The organism is Agrobacterium sp. GD03872, from assembly GCF_029840625.1.
In the GTDB taxonomy this organism is placed as follows: domain Bacteria; phylum Pseudomonadota; class Alphaproteobacteria; order Rhizobiales; family Rhizobiaceae; genus Agrobacterium; species Agrobacterium fabrum_A.
The window spans coordinates 87460-109445 of sequence record NZ_JAOCCY010000007.1 but is presented as its reverse complement, the minus strand read 5'-3'; the positions used below and the strand labels follow the sequence as shown (position 1 = coordinate 109445).

The 21986-nt window shown below is 59.8% G+C and carries 18 protein-coding genes; 10 read left to right on the top strand and 8 right to left on the bottom strand.

Translation table 11 applies throughout. From position 1 onward, the window contains the following. Nucleotide 1: 1 nt before the first annotated feature. Genes N5D22_RS17225 through N5D22_RS17215 form a run of 3 tightly spaced genes read left to right on the top strand, consistent with a single transcriptional unit; the run spans nucleotide 2 to nucleotide 3779 of the window. Entirely contained in the window at nucleotides 2-1117 is a 1116-nt protein-coding gene (locus N5D22_RS17225) for a DUF2169 domain-containing protein (protein WP_279657079.1), read from the top strand. After that, complete coding sequence (locus N5D22_RS17220; protein ID WP_279657078.1) at nucleotides 1114-2682, top strand: DUF4150 domain-containing protein; 1569 nt, start codon at nucleotides 1114-1116, stop codon at nucleotides 2680-2682. Before N5D22_RS17225 ends, N5D22_RS17220 begins: the two co-directional genes overlap by 4 nt. Next, nucleotides 2679-3779 carry a hypothetical protein gene (locus tag N5D22_RS17215; RefSeq protein ID WP_279657077.1) on the top strand — a complete coding sequence of 367 codons (1101 nt, stop codon included), beginning with the start codon at nucleotides 2679-2681 and terminating at the stop codon, nucleotides 3777-3779. The genes N5D22_RS17220 and N5D22_RS17215 overlap by 4 nt, the downstream gene beginning before the upstream one ends. A 338-nt stretch (nucleotides 3780-4117) precedes the next feature. On the opposite strand, the gene N5D22_RS17210 is transcribed toward N5D22_RS17215, so the two are convergent. After that, the gene (locus tag N5D22_RS17210) at nucleotides 4118-6103 is read right to left on the bottom strand and encodes a bifunctional diguanylate cyclase/phosphodiesterase (protein ID WP_279657076.1); all 1986 of its coding nucleotides are present in this window, start codon (nucleotides 6101-6103) and stop codon (nucleotides 4118-4120) included. Between the two features lie 342 nt (nucleotides 6104-6445). Between N5D22_RS17210 and N5D22_RS17205 the strand changes: the two genes are divergently transcribed. The 3 genes from N5D22_RS17205 to N5D22_RS17195 are packed head-to-tail and all read left to right on the top strand — an operon-like array spanning nucleotide 6446 to nucleotide 9598. Next, the gene (locus N5D22_RS17205; RefSeq protein ID WP_279657075.1) at nucleotides 6446-7282 is read left to right on the top strand and encodes an inositol monophosphatase; all 837 of its coding nucleotides are present in this window, start codon (nucleotides 6446-6448) and stop codon (nucleotides 7280-7282) included. Nucleotides 7283-7328: 46 nt separating this feature from the next. Continuing rightward, nucleotides 7329-7937 carry a dual specificity protein phosphatase gene (locus N5D22_RS17200; RefSeq protein WP_279657074.1) on the top strand — a complete coding sequence of 203 codons (609 nt, stop codon included), beginning with the start codon at nucleotides 7329-7331 and terminating at the stop codon, nucleotides 7935-7937. Continuing rightward, nucleotides 7931-9598 (top strand): metallophosphoesterase, encoded by a 1668-nt coding sequence (locus N5D22_RS17195; protein ID WP_279657073.1) that lies wholly within the window; start codon nucleotides 7931-7933, stop codon nucleotides 9596-9598. The genes N5D22_RS17200 and N5D22_RS17195 overlap by 7 nt, the downstream gene beginning before the upstream one ends. A 15-nt stretch (nucleotides 9599-9613) precedes the next feature. Here N5D22_RS17195 and N5D22_RS17190 read toward each other — a convergent pair whose 3' ends face one another. The 4 genes from N5D22_RS17190 to N5D22_RS17175 all read right to left on the bottom strand — a co-directional run bounded on the left by N5D22_RS17190 (nucleotide 9614) and on the right by N5D22_RS17175 (nucleotide 14511). Then, complete coding sequence (locus N5D22_RS17190; RefSeq protein ID WP_279657072.1) at nucleotides 9614-10600, bottom strand: LacI family DNA-binding transcriptional regulator; 987 nt, start codon at nucleotides 10598-10600, stop codon at nucleotides 9614-9616. A 115-nt stretch (nucleotides 10601-10715) separates the two neighbouring features. Beyond that, nucleotides 10716-12275: a TerC family protein gene (locus N5D22_RS17185; protein ID WP_279657071.1), complete on the bottom strand. Its 1560-nt coding sequence runs from the start codon at nucleotides 12273-12275 to the stop codon at nucleotides 10716-10718. 411 nt (nucleotides 12276-12686) lie between these two features. After that, nucleotides 12687-13565, bottom strand: coding sequence for a hypothetical protein (locus N5D22_RS17180; RefSeq protein ID WP_279657070.1), 879 nt, complete (start codon nucleotides 13563-13565; stop codon nucleotides 12687-12689). A 172-nt stretch (nucleotides 13566-13737) separates the two neighbouring features. Then, the gene (locus N5D22_RS17175) at nucleotides 13738-14511 is read right to left on the bottom strand and encodes an SDR family oxidoreductase (RefSeq protein ID WP_279657069.1); all 774 of its coding nucleotides are present in this window, start codon (nucleotides 14509-14511) and stop codon (nucleotides 13738-13740) included. Nucleotides 14512-14647: 136 nt separating this feature from the next. Here N5D22_RS17175 and N5D22_RS17170 point away from each other — a divergent pair, with 136 nt between their 5' ends. From N5D22_RS17170 to N5D22_RS17160, 3 genes are all read left to right on the top strand, one after another. Further along, entirely contained in the window at nucleotides 14648-15565 is a 918-nt protein-coding gene (locus N5D22_RS17170; RefSeq protein ID WP_279657068.1) for a LysR family transcriptional regulator, read from the top strand. 101 nt (nucleotides 15566-15666) lie between these two features. Further along, on the top strand, nucleotides 15667-16629 hold the full coding sequence (locus N5D22_RS17165) for an ornithine cyclodeaminase family protein (RefSeq protein ID WP_279657067.1): 963 nt from the start codon (nucleotides 15667-15669) through the stop codon (nucleotides 16627-16629). Further along, on the top strand, nucleotides 16626-17030 hold the full coding sequence (locus tag N5D22_RS17160; RefSeq protein ID WP_279657066.1) for a Rid family hydrolase: 405 nt from the start codon (nucleotides 16626-16628) through the stop codon (nucleotides 17028-17030). Before N5D22_RS17165 ends, N5D22_RS17160 begins: the two co-directional genes overlap by 4 nt. Nucleotides 17031-17118: 88 nt before the next feature. Here the strand turns inward: N5D22_RS17160 and N5D22_RS17155 are convergent, their stop codons facing one another. Then, the gene (locus N5D22_RS17155; RefSeq protein ID WP_279657065.1) at nucleotides 17119-17757 is read right to left on the bottom strand and encodes an RraA family protein; all 639 of its coding nucleotides are present in this window, start codon (nucleotides 17755-17757) and stop codon (nucleotides 17119-17121) included. A gap of 61 nt (nucleotides 17758-17818) precedes the next feature. Further along, a complete protein-coding gene (locus N5D22_RS17150) occupies nucleotides 17819-19135 on the bottom strand; it encodes an MFS transporter (protein WP_279657064.1) in 1317 nt (438 codons plus the stop codon). A gap of 547 nt (nucleotides 19136-19682) precedes the next feature. Here N5D22_RS17150 and N5D22_RS17145 point away from each other — a divergent pair. Then, nucleotides 19683-20933 carry a Zn-dependent hydrolase gene (locus tag N5D22_RS17145; RefSeq protein WP_279657063.1) on the top strand — a complete coding sequence of 417 codons (1251 nt, stop codon included), beginning with the start codon at nucleotides 19683-19685 and terminating at the stop codon, nucleotides 20931-20933. 51 nt (nucleotides 20934-20984) lie between these two features. Here N5D22_RS17145 and N5D22_RS17140 read toward each other — a convergent pair whose 3' ends face one another. Continuing rightward, nucleotides 20985-21944 (bottom strand): LysR family transcriptional regulator, encoded by a 960-nt coding sequence (locus N5D22_RS17140; RefSeq protein WP_142781261.1) that lies wholly within the window; start codon nucleotides 21942-21944, stop codon nucleotides 20985-20987. Between the last annotated feature and the right edge of the window lie 42 nt (nucleotides 21945-21986).

Below are 21986 nucleotides of genomic sequence, written 5' to 3'. Positions count from 1 at the left end.
CTTGGAGCTTCAGAACCGCCTGCCGTTTCCCGCCATGGCTTTCCGCCAATTCGATGCCGAAGGCGGGCTCGATTGTATCGTCTCCGTGCGTGCAACATTCGTGCATGTGCAGGACGGTTCGCTCGATGTCGCAGCCGAGCAGGAAAGTTTCCAATGGGAGGATGCCTATGAGGGCGATCCGCATCAGACCGTCCTACTGCGTCAAAGCGATCTCACCCCCGACAAGCCCGGCACGGACATCAGCTTTCTCGGGGATACGTGGTCACCGTCGAAGGAGCCACAGAAATCCTGGCGTGCCTCCATCCGCGTTGGTAAGGTTTTCAAAGAAATCGAGGTTTTCGGCAGGCGCTTCTGGCAACCCGTCGTCAAGGAGAAATGGGCAGGTTTTTCCGCCAGGGAAGCCAAACGTGTCATAGCGGATTGGAAACTGAACGATCCTGAACCGGCTAGAAACGTGGCCATAGGCTGGCACAGTGCTTATGGTGGCGCGATCCCTCACACAGGGAACGCCGGGACGGAAACACCGATTGACGTGGAGCGCCGCAACCCGCTTGGGTGCGGCATTGTCAATCTTGAGATGTCTGCCGATGCAGGGCCTGTTCCAGCTCCGCAGATCGCTGCCGTCGGTGAGCATCCCGATTGGCGCAGCCCGCCGGAACCGCAGGGACTTGGGCTCGTTTCGCCGTGGTGGCAATTCCGTCAGCAATATTCCGGAACCTATGACGACGGTTGGCGGGAGGAGAGGCATCCCCTCTTGCCGCGTGATTTTGATCCACGTTTCTGGCAGGCGGCCCATCCTGATCTCATCGCGACGCCTCACCTCAAGGGTGATGAGAACTACGAGCTTACTAACCTCAGTTCGGAGCATCCTGTCGCGAAAGGCTCGTTGCCCGGCCTTACCCTCGGTGTCCATTGCCTTCGTGAAGATCGCGATGAATGGTATGTGCTGAAACTCGATGGTGTGCAATTCGACTGGCGCAATGACGGGCGGGTGCTGCTGACTTGGCGCATCAGGTTTCCTCTTCCCGATGCCGGTGACACAAAACTTATCTTGACGCGTGTTCGCCTGAAGTCTCCCGAAGCCGAAGCGGCTTTGACTGAGAGGGAGACTGCATGAGTATCCCTGGCGACAACTATATCGGTGAACCGCAATATCCTGACACATGGGCCACGAAGACGCCGCGTGAGGGACTGCGTGACATCGATGAGGCGCGTATCGTCTCTTTGGCTCCGGATGTATGCCTGACACCCGTTGGCTCATCGGTGGTGCCCATTCCCTATCCGGTCGTGGATTTCTGCGGCCATGATAAAAACTACACGCCCTCCGTTCGCTTCACGGGCAAAAAGGCAATGGTGATGCGATCGTGCACGACACATGTGCATGGCGATGCGCCTGGCAGCCGCAAGGGTGTGAAATCCGGCACGGTGGAAAGCATCTGTGAGCCCATCGGCCATGCAGACCAGGTGCGTGCCGAAGGTTCGCACGTCATTCGACACCTCGACCGTTTCTACATGAACAACAGAAATACCGAGGGCGAGGCAATCTTCGTCCGCAGTACGCAAACCTATGATCCTCCCAAGGACGATGATCCGGTGCGGGGATCGCTCCGATGGCAGGACGGGTCGGACGAAGGCCGGGTGATGAGCGATGCGTCGCCTGAGCCGTTTAAAGAGGGCGAAAAATACGCTTATGCGGGATCGGCTGCCGCAGCGACGACTGGGGCTGCTCAAAGCTCTGCGCAAACACTTCGCGGAGGAATGCCCGCAACAAGGCCGACTGTCCCCCAGACTGTTCCTCGTGGCCCGGGAAGGGTGATAACCCCGGGACCCGCCCGAGCGCCTCAGTGGTATCGTACCCCGCCTCACAGGGTTGTGAGCGATCTTGCAAAAGTTGGCCGTCTCGCGAGGGTGGGCATTTGGGCCCGCCGCCTAAATGTCATCGGGATATTATCAAGCGTCCTTATCCCCGATAATGGTGCAAATCTGTCTGACGTCGTCCCACGGGACGATCAGGAGCGGCGGATCAAGGAAATGTTCGATGAGGGTGTCGACGCCGGACATGACAGCTGGGAGATGCGGGATTGGGCGATGGAGGAGCTCCGTCGACACAGGCAGCGAGTGCGTGAGGAACCAGAAACTCGGCCACAGGCATTACCCCAGAGCGAAACCGTACGTGTCTCCGATCGGGACGAATACCGCAAGAAGTGTCAGGTCGACCGTTACGGCAAGATGAAGAACGTCTGCGGTCAGTACGGCATGCAGGCGCACCATATAGTTCCGGACTGGACGCTTCGTTATGGTGCGAGAGAGGAGGCCGATAAACGCATTCCGAATATGCCCGGTCTTAATGATGGTATGGCTATATGTGTTATTGGCAATGCCCGGGTAGAGCAAACCGAGCACTGGGGTGGTCATCTGGCGGACAAGGCGATCGAAAATGCCGGTAGAAATTCGACGCCGCCTTTCACGGCGCCCTTACATAAAGTAGTGCAGGCGTCGGCCCAGGCTATGATAAGCGTGAGGCCCGATTGTGCGAAAGAGATCATGGCAGCCTTGACGACCCAATATGCTGGAAAAAATCCGTTCCAGCTTTTACGAGCTAAACAATACCCCCCTCTTCCCGAAGAAACCATATCGGCTTTGAAGTCTGGAGCTGTTGAAGGAGCGACCAGAAAACCATGAAAACCAAGCTGCCTATCGATTTTACGAGAGCATATGCGAGATCAGGCAAAACGCTTGCCGTTGTCGCGACGAGAGACAATGCTGAACCGTTCGATCCTGATGGCCGATTTTATCGGTATGATCGTGACGATTTGCCGCCGCAGGACTGGACGTATTCCGACTTCGGTTTCCATATTCAAAGCATGACTGTGTATCATAGCGCGGAGCATCCTACGCCAGATGGTTATTTCGTTCTGCTGTCGTCGGAGGGCGACGTTTACCACACCTACTGGAAAGAGAATTTTCAAGAGAAAATTCAAGGAGCGGGTAGTTGGAGTGCGGATTCAAGAGGCTATGGGCGTCTCACTCGTATTCGTGAGATCGGGCAACACCTATATGCCTGCGGAGAGGGGGGGCAAATCTATGTTCGCAAGGGGAACAATGATTGGCGTCTCCTGACCGATAAATTGTTGCTGAACCCAAATGCGCAGGAGGAAGCAAAGCCTGAAAAAGAGCCGGAATTTCTTTCTCCGGAATGGCAGGAATGGGTCACTCGGTCGGCCCTTAATCCAGCCTCCCGCGATATACTGTTCTTTGACATAAACGGGTTATCGGAAGAAGCCATTTATCTTTGCGGGGAGGAGGGGCCAGGTACCAAACCGGTCCTTTGTTTCTGGGATGGTCATGAGTTGCACGAACTGAAAATTCCAATTCCGGTAGCCGCTTTGACCGGAATTTACATCGAGAATCCTGACAGTGTCTGGATATGTGGGAGAGAAGGTGTCCTCATACACGGAAGTCACACACGGGGATTTTCGCCCGTCGCATTACGGCGGCAGCATAATCTCTTTCACATGATCACTCCGTATCGGGAAAGACTCGTCATGGCGGCGAGCGTTCGTCCCGGCGGTCTTTATGAGTATGATCCCAAGACAGGAAGTTTTGGCAGATTTGATCCTCCTCTTCCGCGCTTGAGCAATCGTGATGATAACGAATCTATCGACAATGGTCCGTTTTTTGCGCAGGCGATCGAAAACGTGCTTTGGGTCGTCGCATCGAAAGATGTTTTCCGCTTCGATGGTGCAGCTTGGGAGCGGATAGAACACCCAGATCTCTGAGTTGCGAGCTTCCGAAGGCTTCGAATGTTATTGACGCTGCGGCTGAGGTGAGCATGCAGTTTGGACAAGATTAGTTTTCTGTCGGGTCTGGCTGAGGCCTCCTAAAATCGCAGCAACGTGGACCGGGAGGGAAATGGCATGAGCATTCCCCCCGACAACTATATCGGTAAACCACAATACCGAGAAACATGGGCCACCGGGACGCTGCAATAGGGCTGCATGACCTTGATGAGGCACGTATCGTCTCTTTGGCGCTTGATGTATCCCTGCTCAGGTTGGCTCATCCGTGATGCCTATTCCGGCGTTTGGGACGTTTTACTTGGAGAGGGCATCGGAGTTTACCACCAAGCCTTGTTTGGATTTTTGAGAGCTATGGATTTGATGCGATGTTCGGGACTCGCCTGCCTCGAAAGGAACGCGGCGACATCCTCTTCCCGCAGCGGCGGCGCATAGATGTAGCCCTGCACCAGCGTGGCGCCGAGACCTTCGAGCGCGGAAAGCTCCGCCGACGTTTCCACCCCTTCCACCACACATTCCAGCTCCATGTCCCGGCTGAGGGTGAGAAGGGATTTCACGATTTTATAGCTGGCCGGTTTTTCGTGCAGATCCGTGACGAAGCTTCGGTCGATCTTGATCTTGGTCAGAGGCAGGGCATGCAGCCGGGTGAGGCTGGAATAACCGGTGCCGAAATCGTCGAGTGAAATGCCGCAGCCGAGACCCCTGAGCATTTCGACCGATTGCCGGACCTCTTCGAAATCATGGGCAAAAGCCGTCTCGGTAATTTCGAGATCGAGGCGACGGGCGTCGAAGCTGCTGTTTTCGATGATGCCGATCAGGGACAGGACGCCCTCGTGGGAATTGAGGTCCTGGGCTGAAAGGTTGAAGGAGAGGCGTAGGGACGGTTCCCATCTTGATGCGGAGGTAAGCGCCATCTTGAGAAGCGGCCGGGTGAGGGAGCCGACGATGCCGGCCCGTTCCGCGATGGAGAAGAATTGGGCAGGCGGCACCTGCCCGAGAACCGGGCTGCGCCAGCGCGCCAGCGCCTCAAAACCGGTGGTTTGTCCATTGCGTAGATCGACAATCGGCTGGAACACCACCGAAAGCTCGTTTTCCATATCGCTCTGCCTGAGCAGATGCTCGATACGGGCTTCGATGTTGATCTGCCTTTCATGTTCCGCATCAAAGAGAACCGCATCGCCGCGGCGGGTCTTCTTGGCGTGGTAAAGGGCATAATCCGCCCGGTCGAAAAGCTGCTCGAGCGTGGAGGCGAGGTTTGGAAAGACGGCTATCCCCATGGATGCGGACACGTGCACCGTTCCCTCAGCCATATGGTAAGGCGCCCGCAACTGTTCGGAGATCGCATTGGCGTTTGCGACGAGTTGCGTATCGTCAGGCACGATCGGAGCGACGATGGCGAATTCGTCGCCGCCCAGTCGGAAGGCCCTGCTGGCTTTCAGATTGGCGGTGAGACGTTTGCTGACATTGATCAGCAGCCTGTCTCCCATGGAATGTCCGTAGAGGTCGTTGACCGGCTTGAAACCGTCGAGATCGATGACACCCAGCGCCAGCCGGGTGCCGTTGGCCCTGGCGTTTTCGAGTTCGGCCTCAAGATGGGTGAAAAAGGCGCGGCGGTTCGGCAGTTCCGTCAGGCTGTCGATATTGGCAAGCTGCAGGTTTTCATTGCTGAGCGCTTCCGTGCGCTGCTGTGAAATGACCATGCTCTCGAAATTGCGGTAGTTGGTCAAAAGGATCGACATCATGCCGGCGCAGACCAGCAGCACGTTGATGGCGATGGCGATGAATGTCGGTTGCTGCGACGCCAGAAAGAAGGCGATAAAGGCGCCATTGACGATAACGGTCACCGTGAAGGCGGCCGAGCGCACATACATCAGGCAGAAGATGCAGGAAATGACGGTAATCGCCATATAGAAGGCGACGTGGGATCGCGTATAGGCATCACCATAGGGCACAAGCATAAAGGACCAGAGCGTGAACGCCATGGCGATGCCGGCGGCCAGGCGGTTGGTACGGCGAAGGGCCGCGAGCGCCACCTCCGGCCGGGGATCGATACCGCGCGTCCTCCACCAGAAAGCCACCCTGACGGTGCAGCCGAGTGTAAAAAGGGCGGGAACTCCAACCGTGAGCCAGAGCGGCGCCAGCTGCATATGCGTAACGGCAAGCGCCCATGTGCTTGAAAGCAAGATGAAATACATCATCGGCATCTGCCGGCTAAAGGCGCGGTACTGCGCTTTCAGGAGATCAGGATTGTCGGACCGGACGGACGCGAAATCGAGCAGTTTTTGTGCGGCAATGAGTATTTTCATCTATGGCTCATCAAATACAGGACGGTATTCGTAGCATAGTTCCTGTTACATCATTGGAAATACACAAGGTTAATCAAGCGGCAACTGTATCAACCGCAAGATGCAGCTGCCGTTCTTCGCGAAAATCCGCCGATTTCAATATTAAACGTTTCTTTCCAGAGCGTTCCCGGTGATTTTGGGAACGGTTTGCTTCAACCGCCAGTGAAGGTGCGCCCGGGGGGCTCGCGGTGATGACCCGGCGTTCAGCAGCAGCTCACAGGTTTCGTTCAATTCCTCTTGAATGCTTTGCACGCGTGTGCAAAATTGAGCGCGTGTTCAAATCTTGAAAGATGGTTCTCGTCCATGGCTTCAACTCACTCTTCCGATCCGTTGGCGGCGCGCATCGAACTGTGCCGCAGTGTCATTCTTTCCGCCGGGGCGCTGGTGCTGGAAGGTTTCCGGGGCGACGCGACGCGCAGCTTTACGATGAAGGGACCGCAGGATTTTCTGACGGTGACGGATGCCGCTTCCGAGGCGCATATCCGCGCGGCCATCTCTGCGGCTTTTCCGGAGGACAGTTTTTTCGGCGAGGAGAGCGGCGGCGAGACCGGTGAGCGTGTCTGGGTCGTGGATCCCATCGATGGCACCGCCAATTTTGCCCGTGGCATTCCGCATTTCTGCATCTCCATCGCCTATGTCGAGAACGGCCGGACTGAAATCGGCGCGATCTACAATCCGGCTCTTGGCGAACTATATTTCGCCCGCCGCGGCGAGGGGGCGACGCGTAACGGGCAACCGATCCGGACCGCCGACACGGACCGGTTCGATGCGGCCTCCATCGAAATGGGGTGGTCGACCCGCGTGGCGAACGCCACCTATCTCGATGTGGTGAAGAACCTGCTGGACATGGGCACCAATGTCCGCCGCGCCGGCTCCGGCGCCATGGCGCTTGCCTATGTGGCGGACGGCCGTTCCGATGGCTATCTCGAACTGCATATGAATTCATGGGATTGTCTTGCCGGGCTGCTACTCGTCAGCGAAGCTGGCGGCGATGTCTGCCCATTCCTGGAGATCGGCAGCCTGAGGCATGGCGGACCGGTGCTGGCCGCAGCCGGCGGTGTTGCCAAAGGCGTCAGCCAGGCATCGAACATACCCTTGGCCGCGCGGCAGCCGCATCGGCGGAGGGCCGCATCGGTCTGATTTTAAGGAGGCCGCCAAAGGGGCTTCGAGCATGGAGAGGAATGACATGGATGGACCCGTTCATGCCCGGCCCGCAATAAGCCTGATTGCAGAAGGGCTCGGTCCACATCACGCCGCGCTTTATATCGGCGGCAGCGATGGCGCGAGCGATGCGGGGCTCCTTCGTCAGCACGGCATCGCCACCATCGTCAATTGCGCCGTCAATCTCGATATCAATCTTGTGCGGGCGGCGGCGGAAGCGGGTGACAGGCTCGCCGTGGGCCATGACGATATACGTTATTACAAGCTTGGCCTGATCGACGGCGAGGGCAACCCCGACACCATGATGCTGGGCGCTTATTATATTCTCGACGGTGCGCTGCGTCAGACCATGCCCAAGCGGGATAGCTATCCCTTTGCCGATGGAGGCAATGTACTCGTCAATTGCCGCGGCGGCCGCAGCCGCTCGGTCGCGCTGGTGGCGCTTTTCCTGCACAAGCAGCAGCCACACCTCTATCCGAGCCTCGACGATGCGCTGGCGGTGATCCGCGCGAAGCGGGATTTGCGACCCGACGAATGGTTCGAAACGCCGAAACCCGTGCTTTATGCAGCCGCCCGCCGTGCTTCCCGCTGGATTGACATGGTCGAGGGCAGAAAGACCGTTCAATCATGCTGACACGTATGCTTCCCTCCATCGCCGTCATCGCCGACGCTCATTTTCATGACACGGCTGCGGATTTCGGATTTCCCGGCATCGTGATCGATGGTGAGCGCATCACCATGCGCAGCTGGTCGGATACGCGTGAATCCACCCGGGTTTTTAACGAGAGCGCCGAGGCGTTGGAGGCTGCGCTGGAAGAGGTGCGGCAGCGGGGCATTCGCCATGTGGTGCTGCTCGGCGACTATACCGACGACGGTCAGCGGGCGACGACGGAAACGCTGAAGGACATTCTTGAGCGCCATCGCGATGCGCATGGCACGGCCTTCTACGCGCTGCCCGGAAACCATGATATTTTCGGGCCGCGCGGCCGGCATCAGACCAAGGCGTTTCTCGGCGAGAACGGCAGGTGCCTCACCGTCTCAAGCGATGCGAGGCGGGCAGGCGATCGTGTCGTCATCAGCGACCGGATGTATTGCGAAGGTTATCCGGCGGGCCTCGGGCCCATGGCGGCCTTCGGCTATTTCCGCCAGCCGGATTACCTGTATTGGGAAACACCCTTCGGTCTTTCCGATGCGCCGCAGGACCGGTTGTACGAGGTGCGCTCGCCCGACGGGCGCAATTCCTACAGCCTGATGGATGCCTCCTATCTGGTCGAGCCTGAGCCGGGTCTCTGGCTCATGATGATCGACGCCAATATTTTCGAACCGCGCGATGGAACGTTTGAAGCGGGCGAAGAGGCGGCCTTCATCGACAGCACCGCCGGCGGCTGGAATGCGCTTCTGCGCTGCAAGCCCTTCATCATCGACTGGATCGCCGATGTGCGCCTGCGGGCAGAGGCGCTCGGCAAGACATTGCTCGGCTTTTCACACTATCCGGTGCTGGATCCCTTCGATGGCGGAAGCAACTTGGAAAGCGCCCTGTTCGGCAAGACAACCGCCGTGCAGCGCATGCCGCGCAAGGCGGTGGAGGATGCGTTGATTGACGCCGGACTTGCCGTCCATTTCAGCGGCCACCTGCATGTGGAAGGCGTAACCCGGCGCGGGGAGGGGGAACGTTCGCTCGCCAATATCGCGGTGCCATCACTTGTTGCCTTTCCGCCGGCGTTCAAGGTCGTTCACCCCTCACGTCAGCAAATCGTCGTCGAAACGGTGGAGATGGCCGATCTGCCGGTGAACGGCCGCATCTGCCGCGGTTATGTGCAGGAAATGGCGCTCGCCGGTGAAGTGGAGGACGCGGCGTTTGCGGCGCGCAACTACGGTGCTTTTCTGCGCGATCACCAGCGGGCGCTGATCAGGCACCGTTATTTCCCCAGGGAATGGCCGGCGGAAATCGTCGCTGCCATCGCGGACAGGACGGTGAGGGAAGTTGTCGGTCTGCTTGACGAAAAGAGCATTGCTTCAGGCGATGCGGAAATGCCGATGCTGGAGCTTATCACCGACTGGTATTGCCTGCGTCAGGGCGTGGGGCTCGCCCTGCCGCATATCGCGCCTCAACGCCTTGCCCTTTACCGGATGCTGGCAGAACGCTTCGTCCGCAGGGCCGATGGTCACGCTTCGCTCGAAGGTTTTCTCGAAATCTTCTTCGGTGCGCTGGGGCAATTTCTCGACCGTGCCGAAGATAGCCCGCAGCGTCTGGAGCTGCGGCTCGCGCCGCAACCGGAATCCGTCCCGGTATGAGACAGGGCGGGTTCCCTAGCGTGCGGTGATGCGTTCGACCATGGAAACGGGCACGACCTGAAGCCGGGTTTCCGGCTCGTCGCTGTCAAGCGCGGTCAGGACCCTCTCGGTCAGCGCGTCGAAGGATTGCGCGATGGTGGTCAGCTGGTAGCTTTTCCAGCCGGCCTGCGGAATATCGTCGAAACCGACAATCGAAAGGTCTTCCGGCACCCGACGGCCCATTTCCAGCCGCGCGGCATCCATGAAGCCGAGCGCCAGCAGATCGGTCACGCAGAAGGCGCCGTCTATCGTCCTGTCGGCAAGCAATTCGCATCCGGCCTGATAACCGCTTTCATAACTTGTCGGCCCGCCTGACCATGAAACGACCTCGATGCCTTCGACGGCCATGCGCTCGGTGAAGGCGGCCGCGCGGCGCAGCTGCGCGGGCGTCTGGCTGCCGCTGGAAATGACCGCCGCCTTCCTGCATTGTGCCCTTGCAAGCCGCATGGCGGCGAGACCGGCGCCGTGGTAGTCGTCGCTCAGCACCATGTTGGTATCGGTACGATCCAGACGCTGGTTGATGAGAATGAGACGCACGCCATTGGCGATACATTCGTCGACAATCGAGGCCGGCGGTTCGCCGGAAAGAACGACGATGGCCTGCGCGCGGAATTCGAAAAGACGTTCGATCAGCGGCGCGATGTCCTTGCGGGCATCCGCTGCATTCAGCAGCAGGCATTGCAGGCCGCGGCGCAGAAGGCCGATGCTGAGAAAGTCGAGCTGCCGCGAAATGAAGGGAGAGCTGAGATTGGCGCCGACAACCCCGATGAGGTTGGAGCGGTCATTGTTGAGACCCTGGGCCAGACGGTTGACGCGGTAGCCGAGTTCCTGCGCGGCTTTCAGCACCTTGCGCCGGACAGTCTTCGATACGCTGCCGCCCGGGGTGAAGGTGCGCGAGACGGCGGAGCGTGACACACCGGCCCTTTTCGCCACCTCTTCGGCTGTCACGAACCCTCTCGCCATTCAACTCCCCCTTGCGAAACCGTAGGTCTGATATCACAGGCCATACGGTGTCGCCTATTCCAAACCGAATATTTGGCTCGGGAGGGGCTTCTGTCGGCCACCTCCCGCACCCGGATCATTCCTCGGAAAGGGCGGTGTTCCACGCCCGGATCTTCTCGATATTCCGGTCAGAGCAGGACACGATCTCGAACTCGAACCCATCGCCGGCGACACGTTCGCCGACTTCGGGAAGGCGGTTGAGACGCCAGAGGATGTAACCCGCGACGGTCGAGTAACGGTCGGCCTCGTCCACCAGATCGATATCCAGCAGATAGGACACTCTTCTGACATCGACAGCGCCATCCAGCAGCCAGGAACCATCCTCCGCCCGTTCGGAAATCTGCGATTCCTCGCCCTCATCCGGAAACTCGCCGGCAATCGCCTCGAGAATATCCGTCGGCGTCGCAATGCCCTGGAGGGTGCCATATTCATCGATGATGACGGCCATCTGCAGGGGCGATGTGCGCAGCTGCTCCATCACCTGCAGCGCCGTGGCGCTTTCATGCACGACAAGGGGCTCACGCAGCGAGCGCTCAAGGTTCAGTTTTCCGTCATGCAGAAGATCGCGCAACAGATCCCTGGTCGCAGCGACACCGAGGAATGAATCCAGCCTGCCCCGCGCCAGCATCAACCGGGAATGGTCGAGGTCCAGCAGGCGATGTCTCAGCGTGTCGTGATCGGCGTCGACATCGAGCCAGTCGATCTCGGTTCGCGGCGTCATGATCGAAACGACGGGGCGCTCGGCAAGCGTGAGCACACCGCGGATCATGTCCTTTTCCTCGGATTTGAACAGGTCGCCTTGCGCCGCCTGTGCGGCGATGACGTCGGCTGTCTCGCCGAGTGACTGCTGTTCGCCGACCCGGCCGCCCAGAAGCCGCAGAATGGCGTCGGAGGTGCGCTCGCGCATGTCGCCGGCGGTGATGCGCCTTTCACGGTTGCGCCTGCCGAGCTGGTTCGCCGCTTCGATGAGCACGGAAAAGCCGATTGCGGCATAGAGATAACCCTTGGGGAGGTGGAAGCCGAAACCCTCGACGATCAGGCTGAAGCCGATCATCAGGAGGAAACCGAGGCAGAGAATGACCACGGTCGGATGTTTCGACACGAAGGCCATCAGCGGCCTCGACGCCGCCATCATCACGGCCATGGCCACACAGACGGCGGTGATCATCACCCAGAGATTGTTGACCATGCCGACGGCGGTGATGACGCTGTCGAGCGAGAACACGGCATCGAGCACCACGATCTGCACGATAACCTGCCAGAAGACCGCATGCACCACCTTGCCCTGTTTCGGCTTGTGGTCGCCCTCCAGCCGTTCGTGCAGCTCCATGGTGCCCTTGGCGAGCAGGAAGGCGCCGCCGAGAATGAGGATGAGATCGCGTCCGGAGAAGGAAAGATCCGCGACAGTGAACAGCGGCCGCGTCAGCGTGACGATCCATGAAATCGAAAATAGCAGCAGGATACGCATGATGAGCGCCAGCGACAGGCCGATAACCCTCGCTTTGTGGCGTTGATGCGGCGGTAGCTTGTCGGCAAGGATCGCGATGAAAACGAGGTTGTCGATGCCGAGGACGACTTCGAGGATAATAAGGGTGACGAGGCCGATCCAGATATTTGGATCTGCGAGGAATTCCATGGTCAATGGCCTTTATGGGAACGGGTGCAGACGCAGAAAACCCCGGACAGAATATCCGAGGCCAAAACCCGTCGCGTTGAGAAAAACAAGAAAAGTCGAGGCTGGCTTTGCGTTACGCAAGCCAGCCTCGTTCGGTGTCGACTGCCGTCGCTACTGTCGCCTTCGTCAGGCATAGGGCGGAATGATCCCACTCATAAGTCAATTCTTGTAGAAGCCGACCTAGCAGATTTCCGGCGGATCGAAAAGCTCTTTTTGCTTTCCGTCGCGCCATGAAGATTCAGAACTGCAATCTTTGCATGCAAAAATGAGATTTTTGTCAGAGGCAGCGTTTGCGATGCAATCTTTGCGATTGGTGTCTGTCTGGACGGAGCAAGGCGCTACCGCTGCTCCAAAGGCCCAGCGCCGTGGGTGTCAAAGCCTGTAGTCGTCAATGCTCAAGACGCCGAAGGGATTAAATTTATATCCGTCTTCCTCATACCGTGTGTCGTCGGCAAGGGTGGCGCGACGATCCTTCATGGCCGCTTCAACGCCATCACGCGCCATCTGATCGGCGACATCATCCATCAATGCGGCGATCTTTAATTGTTCGGCATTCGTCGACGGCTGGTCATTGTCTTTTTTGGTGAAGCGGACCCGCACATCCGGCAGGCCGATCAGATGAAAGCCGACGCTCGCCATGCCGTCGGCATCGTCGCCAATCGGGCGACGCGCGAAAGCGAGACGGCAGGTTCTGGCAAGCGCCAGAAGATCCCCGGCGGCGGCTTCGCGGCGGGACTGCTCGAAAAGCTGCTTCCAGCGCCGCTCACCGTGGGCGACACCTGCGCTTTCACCCTTCACCGCAATGGCGCCTTGACCAAACATATGCTGCACGAACTGCAAGGCTTTTGTGGATGTCGCGACCGCGTTTTCCGCATCCATGGACGGGCCGAGCACGTAAAGAACCGAGCCGTGTCTTGCGACGGCTTCCTCGTCGGCCTCCTGATAGGTTTCCGGGTCGACGCGGTCCCAGCAGACGCTGAAGGAACGCTCCATCCGGTCGTCCGCCTCATCCTGTGAATAGTCCTCGTCGATGCTGAAATCGGGCGCAAAACCGTCGATGGCGGCGCGGGCGCTCTTCTGCAGCGACGCCAGTCCATTTTCCACGCCGAGAAAACAGAGGATGTGACGGGGTTTGTATTCGGAACGGGATTCGGCAAAGGCCGCCGGCTTGCCCGATGCTGCGCCGAGCGAAGGCCTTGCCAGCACAAGGCCGCCCAGAAATGCGAGAACGCCACGACGCCCTGAATTCATCCGATACCCCCAAGGTTTGCATCGACAGGATGAAGGGGGTTTTACACCGGCATGTATAATTCAGGCCATATGGCGCTCGATTTTTTTTCGAGGGGCATCGCAGTTTTGAGGCCTCGATCGGACAGGGTGGCATGCAGCTCCCTGCCCGATCCGGGGCGTCATCCGGCAGCGGCTATTTTGTGGTGTAGCCGCCATTGACCAGAATGGTCTGGCCGGTCATCCACCAGCCATCCGTGACGAGGAAGCGGATATAGGGGACGATATCCTCGATATCGGTGAGTCCGGTTTTCGAGAAGCCCGAAAGGGCGGCGGCGCTCTTGTGATAGGCCTGCGCCTCCGGCGTTTCCTGACCGTAGAAGAATGGTGTGTCCATCGGTCCGGGGCCGATTGCCGTCACGGATATGCCGCGTTCGCCAAATTCCTTGGCGGCCGCACGGGTGAAGTGCTCCACCGGGGCCTTGGTGCCGGCATAGCTGGCGTAAAACGGCGTGAAGGCGCCCAGGAGCGACGTCACGAGCGTGCAGATCTTGCCGTTGTCGCTGACGTGGCGACCGGCCTGCTGGAGGAAAAAGAAGGCCGACTTGGCGTTGACGGCAGTCATCTCGTCATATTCGGCCTCGGATGTTTCGAGGATCGGCTTTTTCAGCACCTTGCCAACGGTGTTGATGGCGATATCCGGGCGGCCAATGGCGGCGACGGTATCGGCAAACAGCTTTTCGACCGCACCTGCCGTGGTGAGATCGGCCTGAAGGGCGACGGCCTCGGCGCCGGCTGCCTTTACCGCGGCCACGGTTGCTTCGGCATCGGCCTTCGTTGCGGCGCTGTTATAATGGATGGCGATGGCGCGGGCGCCCTGGCCGGCAAAATCGCGGGCAATCAATCCGCCGAGATTTTTCGCGCCGCCGGCGATGATGACGGTTTTGCCCTTGAGGGAATGGTCTGTCATGGGTCGGCCTCCTTTTGCCGTGCTTGGCCAGCTGGTGGCCGCTTTTGTTGGTGCAGGATATCGTCTAGTATTTCGTGATAAAGGCGCTCATTCTGACATGACCTGTCAGGAAGTCCGCACAATAGGATGTTCCCGGTTGGACCGTATCGATCTGTTCCGTATCTTCACGCGCGTCGTCGACTGCGCGAGCTTCACGCGGGCCGCCGATACGCTCGGCATACCGCGCTCTTCGGTTTCGGCGGCGGTGCAGGAACTGGAAGGGCGCGTCGGTGCGCGGCTGCTGAACCGCACGACGCGCAAGGTTTCGCCGACCGAGGATGGTTCGGCCTTTTACGAGCGCTGCCAGCGGCTGATCGCCGATGTCGAGGACGCGGAAAATCTTTTCCGGCAGACGGCGGCGCAGCCTTCGGGCCGGCTGCGGATTGACGTGCCGGGCCGGATCGGCCGGCTGGTCATCGCACCGGCGCTGCCGGAATTTCTCGACCTTTATCCGCAGATCGACATAGGCCTCGGCGTTACCGACCGCGCCGTCGATCTGGTGGAAGACAATATCGATTGCGTGCTGCGCGTCGGCCCGCTCAGCGATTCCGGCCTGATCGCGCGGCCGATCGGCAAGCTGCCGCTGATCAATGTCGCAAGCCCCTCCTATCTGGCGCGTCATGGAACGCCGAAAACACCTCACGATCTCTCCCGCCACTGGGCCGTCAATTACGCTTCGCCCTCCAGCGGGCGGGTGGAAAACTGGGAGTGGGTGGAAGGCGAGGCGCTGCATTCGCTTTCGATGCGCGGCCGCGTCACCGTCAACAATGCCGAGGCCTATATCGCCTGCTGTCTCGCCGGCCTCGGCCTGATCCAGATACCGGCTTACGATGTCGGGCCGCATCTGGAGAGCGGCGAACTCATCGAGGTCATGCCGGCCCATCGGGCCGAGCCGATGCCGATGACCTTGCTTTATCCGCATCGCCAGCACCTGTCGCGGCGGCTGCAGGTCTTTGCGGAATGGCTGGAAGCCCTGCTGCGGCGACGGCTTCTGTCGCGGCATGCGCCCCGCTAGTCGCTGCTCCAGCCTATTTTTATCATAGCGAGATTCGGCGTTATAAAGCGTCGTCACTTGCGCCATTTTGGCCTCCGCCAAGAAGCCGAAGGGAGGCGCATATGCTTACGATCAATTCACAGGAAACAGCCGATCTCTTGCCGTTCGACGGGCTGATCAAGGCGCTTTCCACCGCCTTTACGGAAGGCTGCGAAATGCCGGTCCGCCACCATCACACGATCGAGGTGCAGGATGAGGCGGCCGCGACCCTGCTGCTGATGCCCGCCTGGCACGGCGCACGCCAGTCATCGCGTTATCTCGGGATCAAGATCGTCACCGTCTTTCCCGGAAACGCCGGCAGAAACCTGCCGGGATTGACCTCCACCTATATGCTTTATGATGCGCAGACCGGCATTCAGCTGGCCACGCTGGACGGTAATGTCATCACCGGCCGCCGGACTGTTGCGGCGTCGGCGCTTGCAGCGGATTATCTTGCGCGCAAGAATGCCAGCCGGCTTCTGGTGCTGGGCGCCGGCCGTGTCGCGAGCCTCATTCCCGACGCCTATCGGGCCGTCAGACCGCTCGAGCAGGTGGCGGTCTGGGATATCGATCGCGGCAATGCCGAGCGGCTGGCGCAAAGCATAGAGGCATCGGGGCTTGCCGCCACGGTGGTCGATGATCTGGAAAGGGCGGTTGCCGAAGCCGATATTGTCAGTGCCGCGACGCTCGCCACCACGCCGCTCATCCGGGGCGCGTGGCTGCGCCCCGGCACGCATGTCGATCTCATCGGCGGCTTCACGCCCGGCATGCGCGAGGCGGATGACGAAGCCATAGGCCGCGCCTCGGTCTTTATCGATACGGAGGAAGCGCTGCACGAAGCGGGCGATCTCGTTCAGCCGATCAAGGCGGGTCTGTTTTCGGAGGAGAGCGTCAGGTCGACGCTCGCCGGACTTTGCAGGGCAAACCGGTTTGCACGCAGTAGCGATGATGAGATCACGCTCTATAAGGCTGTCGGAACCGCGCTCGCCGATCTTGCGACGGCCACCATGGTTTATGAAGCTGCGACGCTGAACGGAAAAGGATGACAGACATGGCTAAACGCGAAATCCTTGAAGTGCCGGTGGTTTCAGAGGCGATCCGCCGGCTGGGCGCGCCGACCTCGGCGCTTGTCCGCTCCGGCAACATCATCGCCACTTGCGGCATGCCGCCCGTCGATCTTGCGACGGGCGACATCGTCAGGGGCGATATCGCCGCCCAGACCCGGGCCTCGCTGGAAGCCCTGCGGGTGACACTGGCCGCAGCGGGCGCCACTTTCGAAGATGTGATCAAGACCACCGTGTATGTCACCGATGCAGCGCTGATGGGAACAGTCAACGACATATACCGCGAATATTTCGCAGCCGGGTTTCCGGCGCGCACCTCGGCAACCATCAAACCCTGGTCCTTACCTTTCGATATCGAAATCGAGTGCCTTGCTGTCCTCTGAGGGCAGGCGGGCATGAAAAAGGGCGCGTCGGCCGGATCGGCTGACGCGCCCACATGCATTTCCCGGAGTGCAAGATTGCAGGCCGGTTTTACGTGGACTGTTCCAGCGGTGAAAGTCCATAAACCGCCACGATATCTTCCCCTTTTTCGAGCCTTGCGACGATGCCGGGCTCCTTTTCCTGAATGGCGAGAGCCTGCCGTGCTATTGCCAATGCCTCCCCCGGCGGCAGGATGCAGACGCCATTTTCGTCGGCCAGCACGATATCGCCGTTCTGAACCCTGACCCCGCCGCAGACCACCGGCCCCGCGACATTTCCCCGTCCTCCGAGCTTGGTGGTGACGGGGGAGCGCCCGCGGCACCAGACCGGCAGGCCGGCGCTGCGGATCGAGCCGATATCGGTGACGTAGCCATCGAGGATGACGGCGGTGACACCACGCGCGAGCGCTGCGGCGGTCATGACCGCGCCCCAGCAGGCGTGCCGGTCGTCGCCCAGCCGCTCGATGACGAGGATGTCGCCGGGCATGGCGCGGGAGAGGGCATGCGGAAGCGCCGTTCCGTCGTCTCCCGGCAGGCTGACGGTCAATGCGCGACCGGCGATGCGAACGCCGTCGATCACGCATTGCATCGCCGGATCCATGAAACCATCCGACCTGAAATGGCCGATCGTCGCTGTCTCGACGCTCCGGAGCAGTTCGAGCGCCTCGTTGATTGTGTCGGGACTTTCCATGAGTGTCTCCAAAAGAAAGACGCCGGCGCGGGGGCCGGCGTCTGTGATATGGCAATATGGATCAGTTGGTCTTGGCCAGATCGCGTTTCACGGTCTCGGTCAGCGCCAGCAGGGCGACGGCCGAGAGCAGGGCGGAGCCGATCATGTACCAGGCGACGGATGCGCCGCTGCCGGTGGCGGAAAGCAGCCATGTGGTGATGACGGGAGTAAGCGCGCTGCCCAGAACGCCTGAAAGCATATAGGCGATGGACAGGCCGGAATAGCGGACCTTGGTGCCGAAAAGTTCGGCGAGGAAGGTGGCGATCGGGCCGTAATTGGCGGCAAAGGCCGTCATCATCAGCAGGTAGCCTGCAAGTGCGCCGGCAAAGGTGGCGGTATCCATCAGCCAGAACATCGGGAAAGCGACGAGCGCTTCGGCCAGAATGCCGCCGAGAATGACCGGCCGGCGGCCGATCCTGTCGGAAAGCAGGCCGAAGAGCGGCAAGAGGAAAATACACGCCGTGCAGGAAATCAGCACGATTACCAGCATCTCATTGCGGGAGATGTTGAGCGCCTGCGTGCCATAGCTCAGACCGAAGGCGACGATGAGGTTGAAGGACGATCCGGTGGACATGGTGGCGATGCCGCCGAGAAGAACCGTTTTCCAGGATTTGGAAAGCAGTTCGAAGAAGGGCACGCGCACGGTCGCCTCTTCCGTCTTCACCTTGGCGAAGGACGGGGTTTCGGCGGTGTTGAGCCGGACATAAGCGCCGACGGCGACCAGAAGAATGCTGACGAGGAACGGAATGCGCCAGCCCCAGGAAATCAGGTCTTCCGGCGTCATTGAAAAACCGATGGCGAGGAAAGCGAGGTTGGCGATCAATGTGCCGGCCGGAACGCCGATCTGCACCCAGGAGCCATAAAGGCCGCGCCGGTTCTGCGGTGCATGTTCCACCGCCATCAGCACCGCCCCGCCCCATTCGCCGCCGAGCGCCAGACCCTGCACGACGCGCAGCGCCAGAAGCAGGATGGGCGCCCAGACGCCGATCTGTTCGTAATTCGGCAGAAGGCCGATGGCGAAGGTTGCCACACCCATCATTACTAGCGAGACGAGCAGCATCGACTTGCGGCCGACCCGGTCGCCGAAATGACCGAAAAGTGCTGCGCCGACGATGCGGGCGAGATAGGCCGAGGCGAAGGTGCCGAAGGCCAGAAGCGTGCCGACGATTGCGTCGAAGCTCGGAAAGAAGACCTTGTTGAAGACCAGCGCCGAAGCGGTGGCGAAGACGAAAAGATCGTACCACTCGACAGTGGTGCCGATGACGCTTGCGACGGCGATCCGCCGAACGCCAACCGGCTGTTTCTCGACGGAGCCCACGAGTGCGGTTTCCCCTTGCATGAACATTCCCCTTTATGTTGCTGTGAAGGAAAACGGGGAAACGACGAAGCGGAGCGGCCTCATGCCGGAGGCAAGAGATGACGATAGCCATTTCTGGCGGAGCAACCGTTTTCGGTTCTCTCCGTCAGTCCGACATGCTGCGATGTTCCCCTGTTTTGCGCAATGATGGGAAAGCGGGAGGCTCTCGACAAATAGATAATGCAGATTTCTTCCATAGGGCCGCGCTATAGACCAAATCCTGGGCATTTTCGGACGTTCCGACACCGTCTATGAATTTTGAAATAGATAATAAAATCATGGAAATATCGCAGGTGCTGTTTTTCTTTGCCGGTTGGCTGCGCAGTTCCTGCCTGTCTTTTGAGCGGCTGAAATTTCTTTTTCGGCCGGAAAAGCCGTCACTCTTATTCTAAGTATCGAATCTATCTATTTTTGAATTTTCCGGTTTGGTCTTATCCCCTTTGTCACTCCACGGACTGAAAAGAGGTCGTCTGCGGGCTGCCGGTTACGCCGGGGCATTGCTGCCGCGAGACCATAACAGGGGACCGAAATGAAGAGATTGAGCAATATCCGGCCGGACATGTCACGCCTTTGGGCGACGCTGATGCGTTCCGCCGAAATCGGTGCGACCGAAAAGGGCGGCCTGAAGCGGCTGGCGCTTTCCGACGAGGATGCGGCGATGCGCCACCAGTTCATTCACTGGTGCGAGGAGGCGGGCCTGACGGTCAGGATCGACGCCGTCGGCAATATCTTCGCCGAACGGGCGGGAACCGATGCGGATGCGAAGCCCGTGCTGGTCGGCAGCCACCTCGACACGCAGGTTCATGGCGGCCGCTTCGACGGTATTCTGGGCGTGCTGGCCGGGCTGGAACTCGTGCGCACGCTGAACGACCATGCAATTGCCACACGCCGGCCGATCACCCTTGTGAACTGGACCAATGAGGAGGGCGCGCGTTTCGAGCCGCCGATGATCGGCTCGGCGGTTTTTACCGGCGCCAAGGCGGCGGAATTTGCTTATTCCCGCAGGGATCGCGATGGCTTTACGCTTGGCGGCGAGCTGGAGCGCATCGGCTTCAAGGGTAAAGACGCGATTTCGGCGGAGGCTTTCGACAGTCTGTTCGAACTGCATATCGAACAGGGGCCACGATTGGAGGCAGCGGCCAAACAACTCGGCATCGTCACCGGTGCTTTCGGCGTGCGCGGTTTCGTGGTGGAAGTGCATGGCGAGACCGGCCATGTCGGCCCGACGCCGATGCCGGCACGCAGGAACGCGCTGGTGGGTGCCGCCGAGGTGACGCTGGCGATCAATGAGATCGGCTGGGCCAATCACGAGACCGGCGGCAAGTCCACGACGATGCGCATCAGGGCGGAACCCAATCTCCTCGGTGCGCTGCCGAATTTCGTGGAAATGACCTGCGACATGCGCCACCCCGACGATGCCGTTGTCAGCACCATGTTCGAAGCCTTCAAGGCGAGACTTCCCGAGCTGGAAGAGCGGTCACGCTGCAGCATCGTCGTCAAGGAAGGCTGGGCTTATGGCGGCATGCATTTCGACGCCGGCTGCATCGAACTCATCCGCAATGCCACCGATGCTTTCGGTTATTCATCGATGGACCTCCTTACCGAGGCCGGGCATGACGCCATGCATGTCGCCGAATATCTGCCGACGGCGATGATCTTCACGCCGTGCGAGGGCGGTCTTTCCCATAACGAGGCGGAGAACGTCACGATTGCCGACATCGAACCCGGTGTTAACGTGCTGGTTCAGGCCGTTCTGGAGCGTGCGAACCGCGCGGACTGACTTCGATATCAGCGAAACGGTAAAAAGTACGCGCGCTTTTTGCCGTTTCGCTTATTCGCCGCCCGTTTCCACAAGGGCCGCCGCCGCCTGCGCATCGAAAAGCTCGTTTTCGAAAATCGTCAGGAATGCCCGCTCGGCACCGCCGAGGTCCATATCGGGGTTGCGGAGAAAATAGGCGTCGGCTCCGAGCGAATCCTGAAGCAGCGGGATCTGCCAAAGCTCATCTTCCTCGAAGCCGCGCGCCGCATCCAGCGGCAGAATGCCCACGCCGATGCCGGCGATGATCATTCGCCGGACTTCTTCCATATGTGGGCTGGAACCGACGGTCCATTTGCCGAGCCCCACACCGTCGCGAAGGGCGATCATCGGTTCCAGCGCGCCGCCTTCCTGGCTGCAGGTGAAGGCCACGAAGGCTTCCTGCCGCAATTCCTCCATGGTGATGTCGCCACGACCGTAAAAGGGATGGGAAGCACCGCAATAAATCCCGAATGTTTCCCTGAGCAGGAATTTGCAGTCCATTCCGGCAAGCGGTTTCGGCAGCAGGCAAATGCCGAATGGGGCCTGTTTCTGGCCGATGGCGCGAACGATATCCTGCGTATTGGCGACATCGATACGGATGGTGACGGATGGATGACGCCGCCGCAACTGGCGCAGCGCCTGATCGAGCTGCGGAAGCACGAGATTGGTGACGATGAGGACACGCACCTGACCCGTGAGGTCATCCGCCTCGGTCGACAGTTTTTCGCCGATACGCTCGACCCGCAGGAAAATTTCGGCACATTCCTGACGAAGCATTTCGCCCTGAACCGTCAGCACGAAACGGCGGCTGTCGCGCTGGATCAACTGGCACCCTAGCGTTTCCTCCAGCTTTTGCAGCGCGGCGGTTACCGAGGGCTGGCGCACGAAAAGCCGGTTGGCCGCCCGCGTGATGCTGCCCTCCTCGACGATGACCAGAAAGGTTCGCAGCAGGTTCCAGTTCAGGTGCTGGATACGGGGGGCATAACGTGACAACGACGCGTTCCTCGAATGAATTGCGGGCTGTACCTTATAGCG

What these genes read in the sequence shown, in the direction of transcription:
- N5D22_RS17220 (WP_279657078.1), top strand. Translation starts at nt 1,114, where the DNA reads ATGAGTATCCCTGGCGACAACTATATCGGTGAACCGCAATATCCTGAC.
- N5D22_RS17215 (WP_279657077.1), top strand. Translation starts at nt 2,679, where the DNA reads ATGAAAACCAAGCTGCCTATCGATTTTACGAGAGCATATGCGAGATCA.
- N5D22_RS17210 (WP_279657076.1), bottom strand. Translation starts at nt 6,103, where the DNA reads ATGAAAATACTCATTGCCGCACAAAAACTGCTCGATTTCGCGTCCGTC.
- N5D22_RS17205 (WP_279657075.1), top strand. Translation starts at nt 6,446, where the DNA reads ATGGCTTCAACTCACTCTTCCGATCCGTTGGCGGCGCGCATCGAACTG.
- N5D22_RS17200 (WP_279657074.1), top strand. Translation starts at nt 7,329, where the DNA reads ATGGATGGACCCGTTCATGCCCGGCCCGCAATAAGCCTGATTGCAGAA.
- N5D22_RS17195 (WP_279657073.1), top strand. Translation starts at nt 7,931, where the DNA reads ATGCTGACACGTATGCTTCCCTCCATCGCCGTCATCGCCGACGCTCAT.
- N5D22_RS17190 (WP_279657072.1), bottom strand. Translation starts at nt 10,600, where the DNA reads ATGGCGAGAGGGTTCGTGACAGCCGAAGAGGTGGCGAAAAGGGCCGGT.
- N5D22_RS17185 (WP_279657071.1), bottom strand. Translation starts at nt 12,275, where the DNA reads ATGGAATTCCTCGCAGATCCAAATATCTGGATCGGCCTCGTCACCCTT.
- N5D22_RS17180 (WP_279657070.1), bottom strand. Translation starts at nt 13,565, where the DNA reads ATGAATTCAGGGCGTCGTGGCGTTCTCGCATTTCTGGGCGGCCTTGTG.
- N5D22_RS17175 (WP_279657069.1), bottom strand. Translation starts at nt 14,511, where the DNA reads ATGACAGACCATTCCCTCAAGGGCAAAACCGTCATCATCGCCGGCGGC.
- N5D22_RS17165 (WP_279657067.1), top strand. Translation starts at nt 15,667, where the DNA reads ATGCTTACGATCAATTCACAGGAAACAGCCGATCTCTTGCCGTTCGAC.
- N5D22_RS17160 (WP_279657066.1), top strand. Translation starts at nt 16,626, where the DNA reads ATGACAGACATGGCTAAACGCGAAATCCTTGAAGTGCCGGTGGTTTCA.
- N5D22_RS17155 (WP_279657065.1), bottom strand. Translation starts at nt 17,757, where the DNA reads ATGGAAAGTCCCGACACAATCAACGAGGCGCTCGAACTGCTCCGGAGC.
- N5D22_RS17150 (WP_279657064.1), bottom strand. Translation starts at nt 19,135, where the DNA reads ATGCAAGGGGAAACCGCACTCGTGGGCTCCGTCGAGAAACAGCCGGTT.
- N5D22_RS17145 (WP_279657063.1), top strand. Translation starts at nt 19,683, where the DNA reads ATGAAGAGATTGAGCAATATCCGGCCGGACATGTCACGCCTTTGGGCG.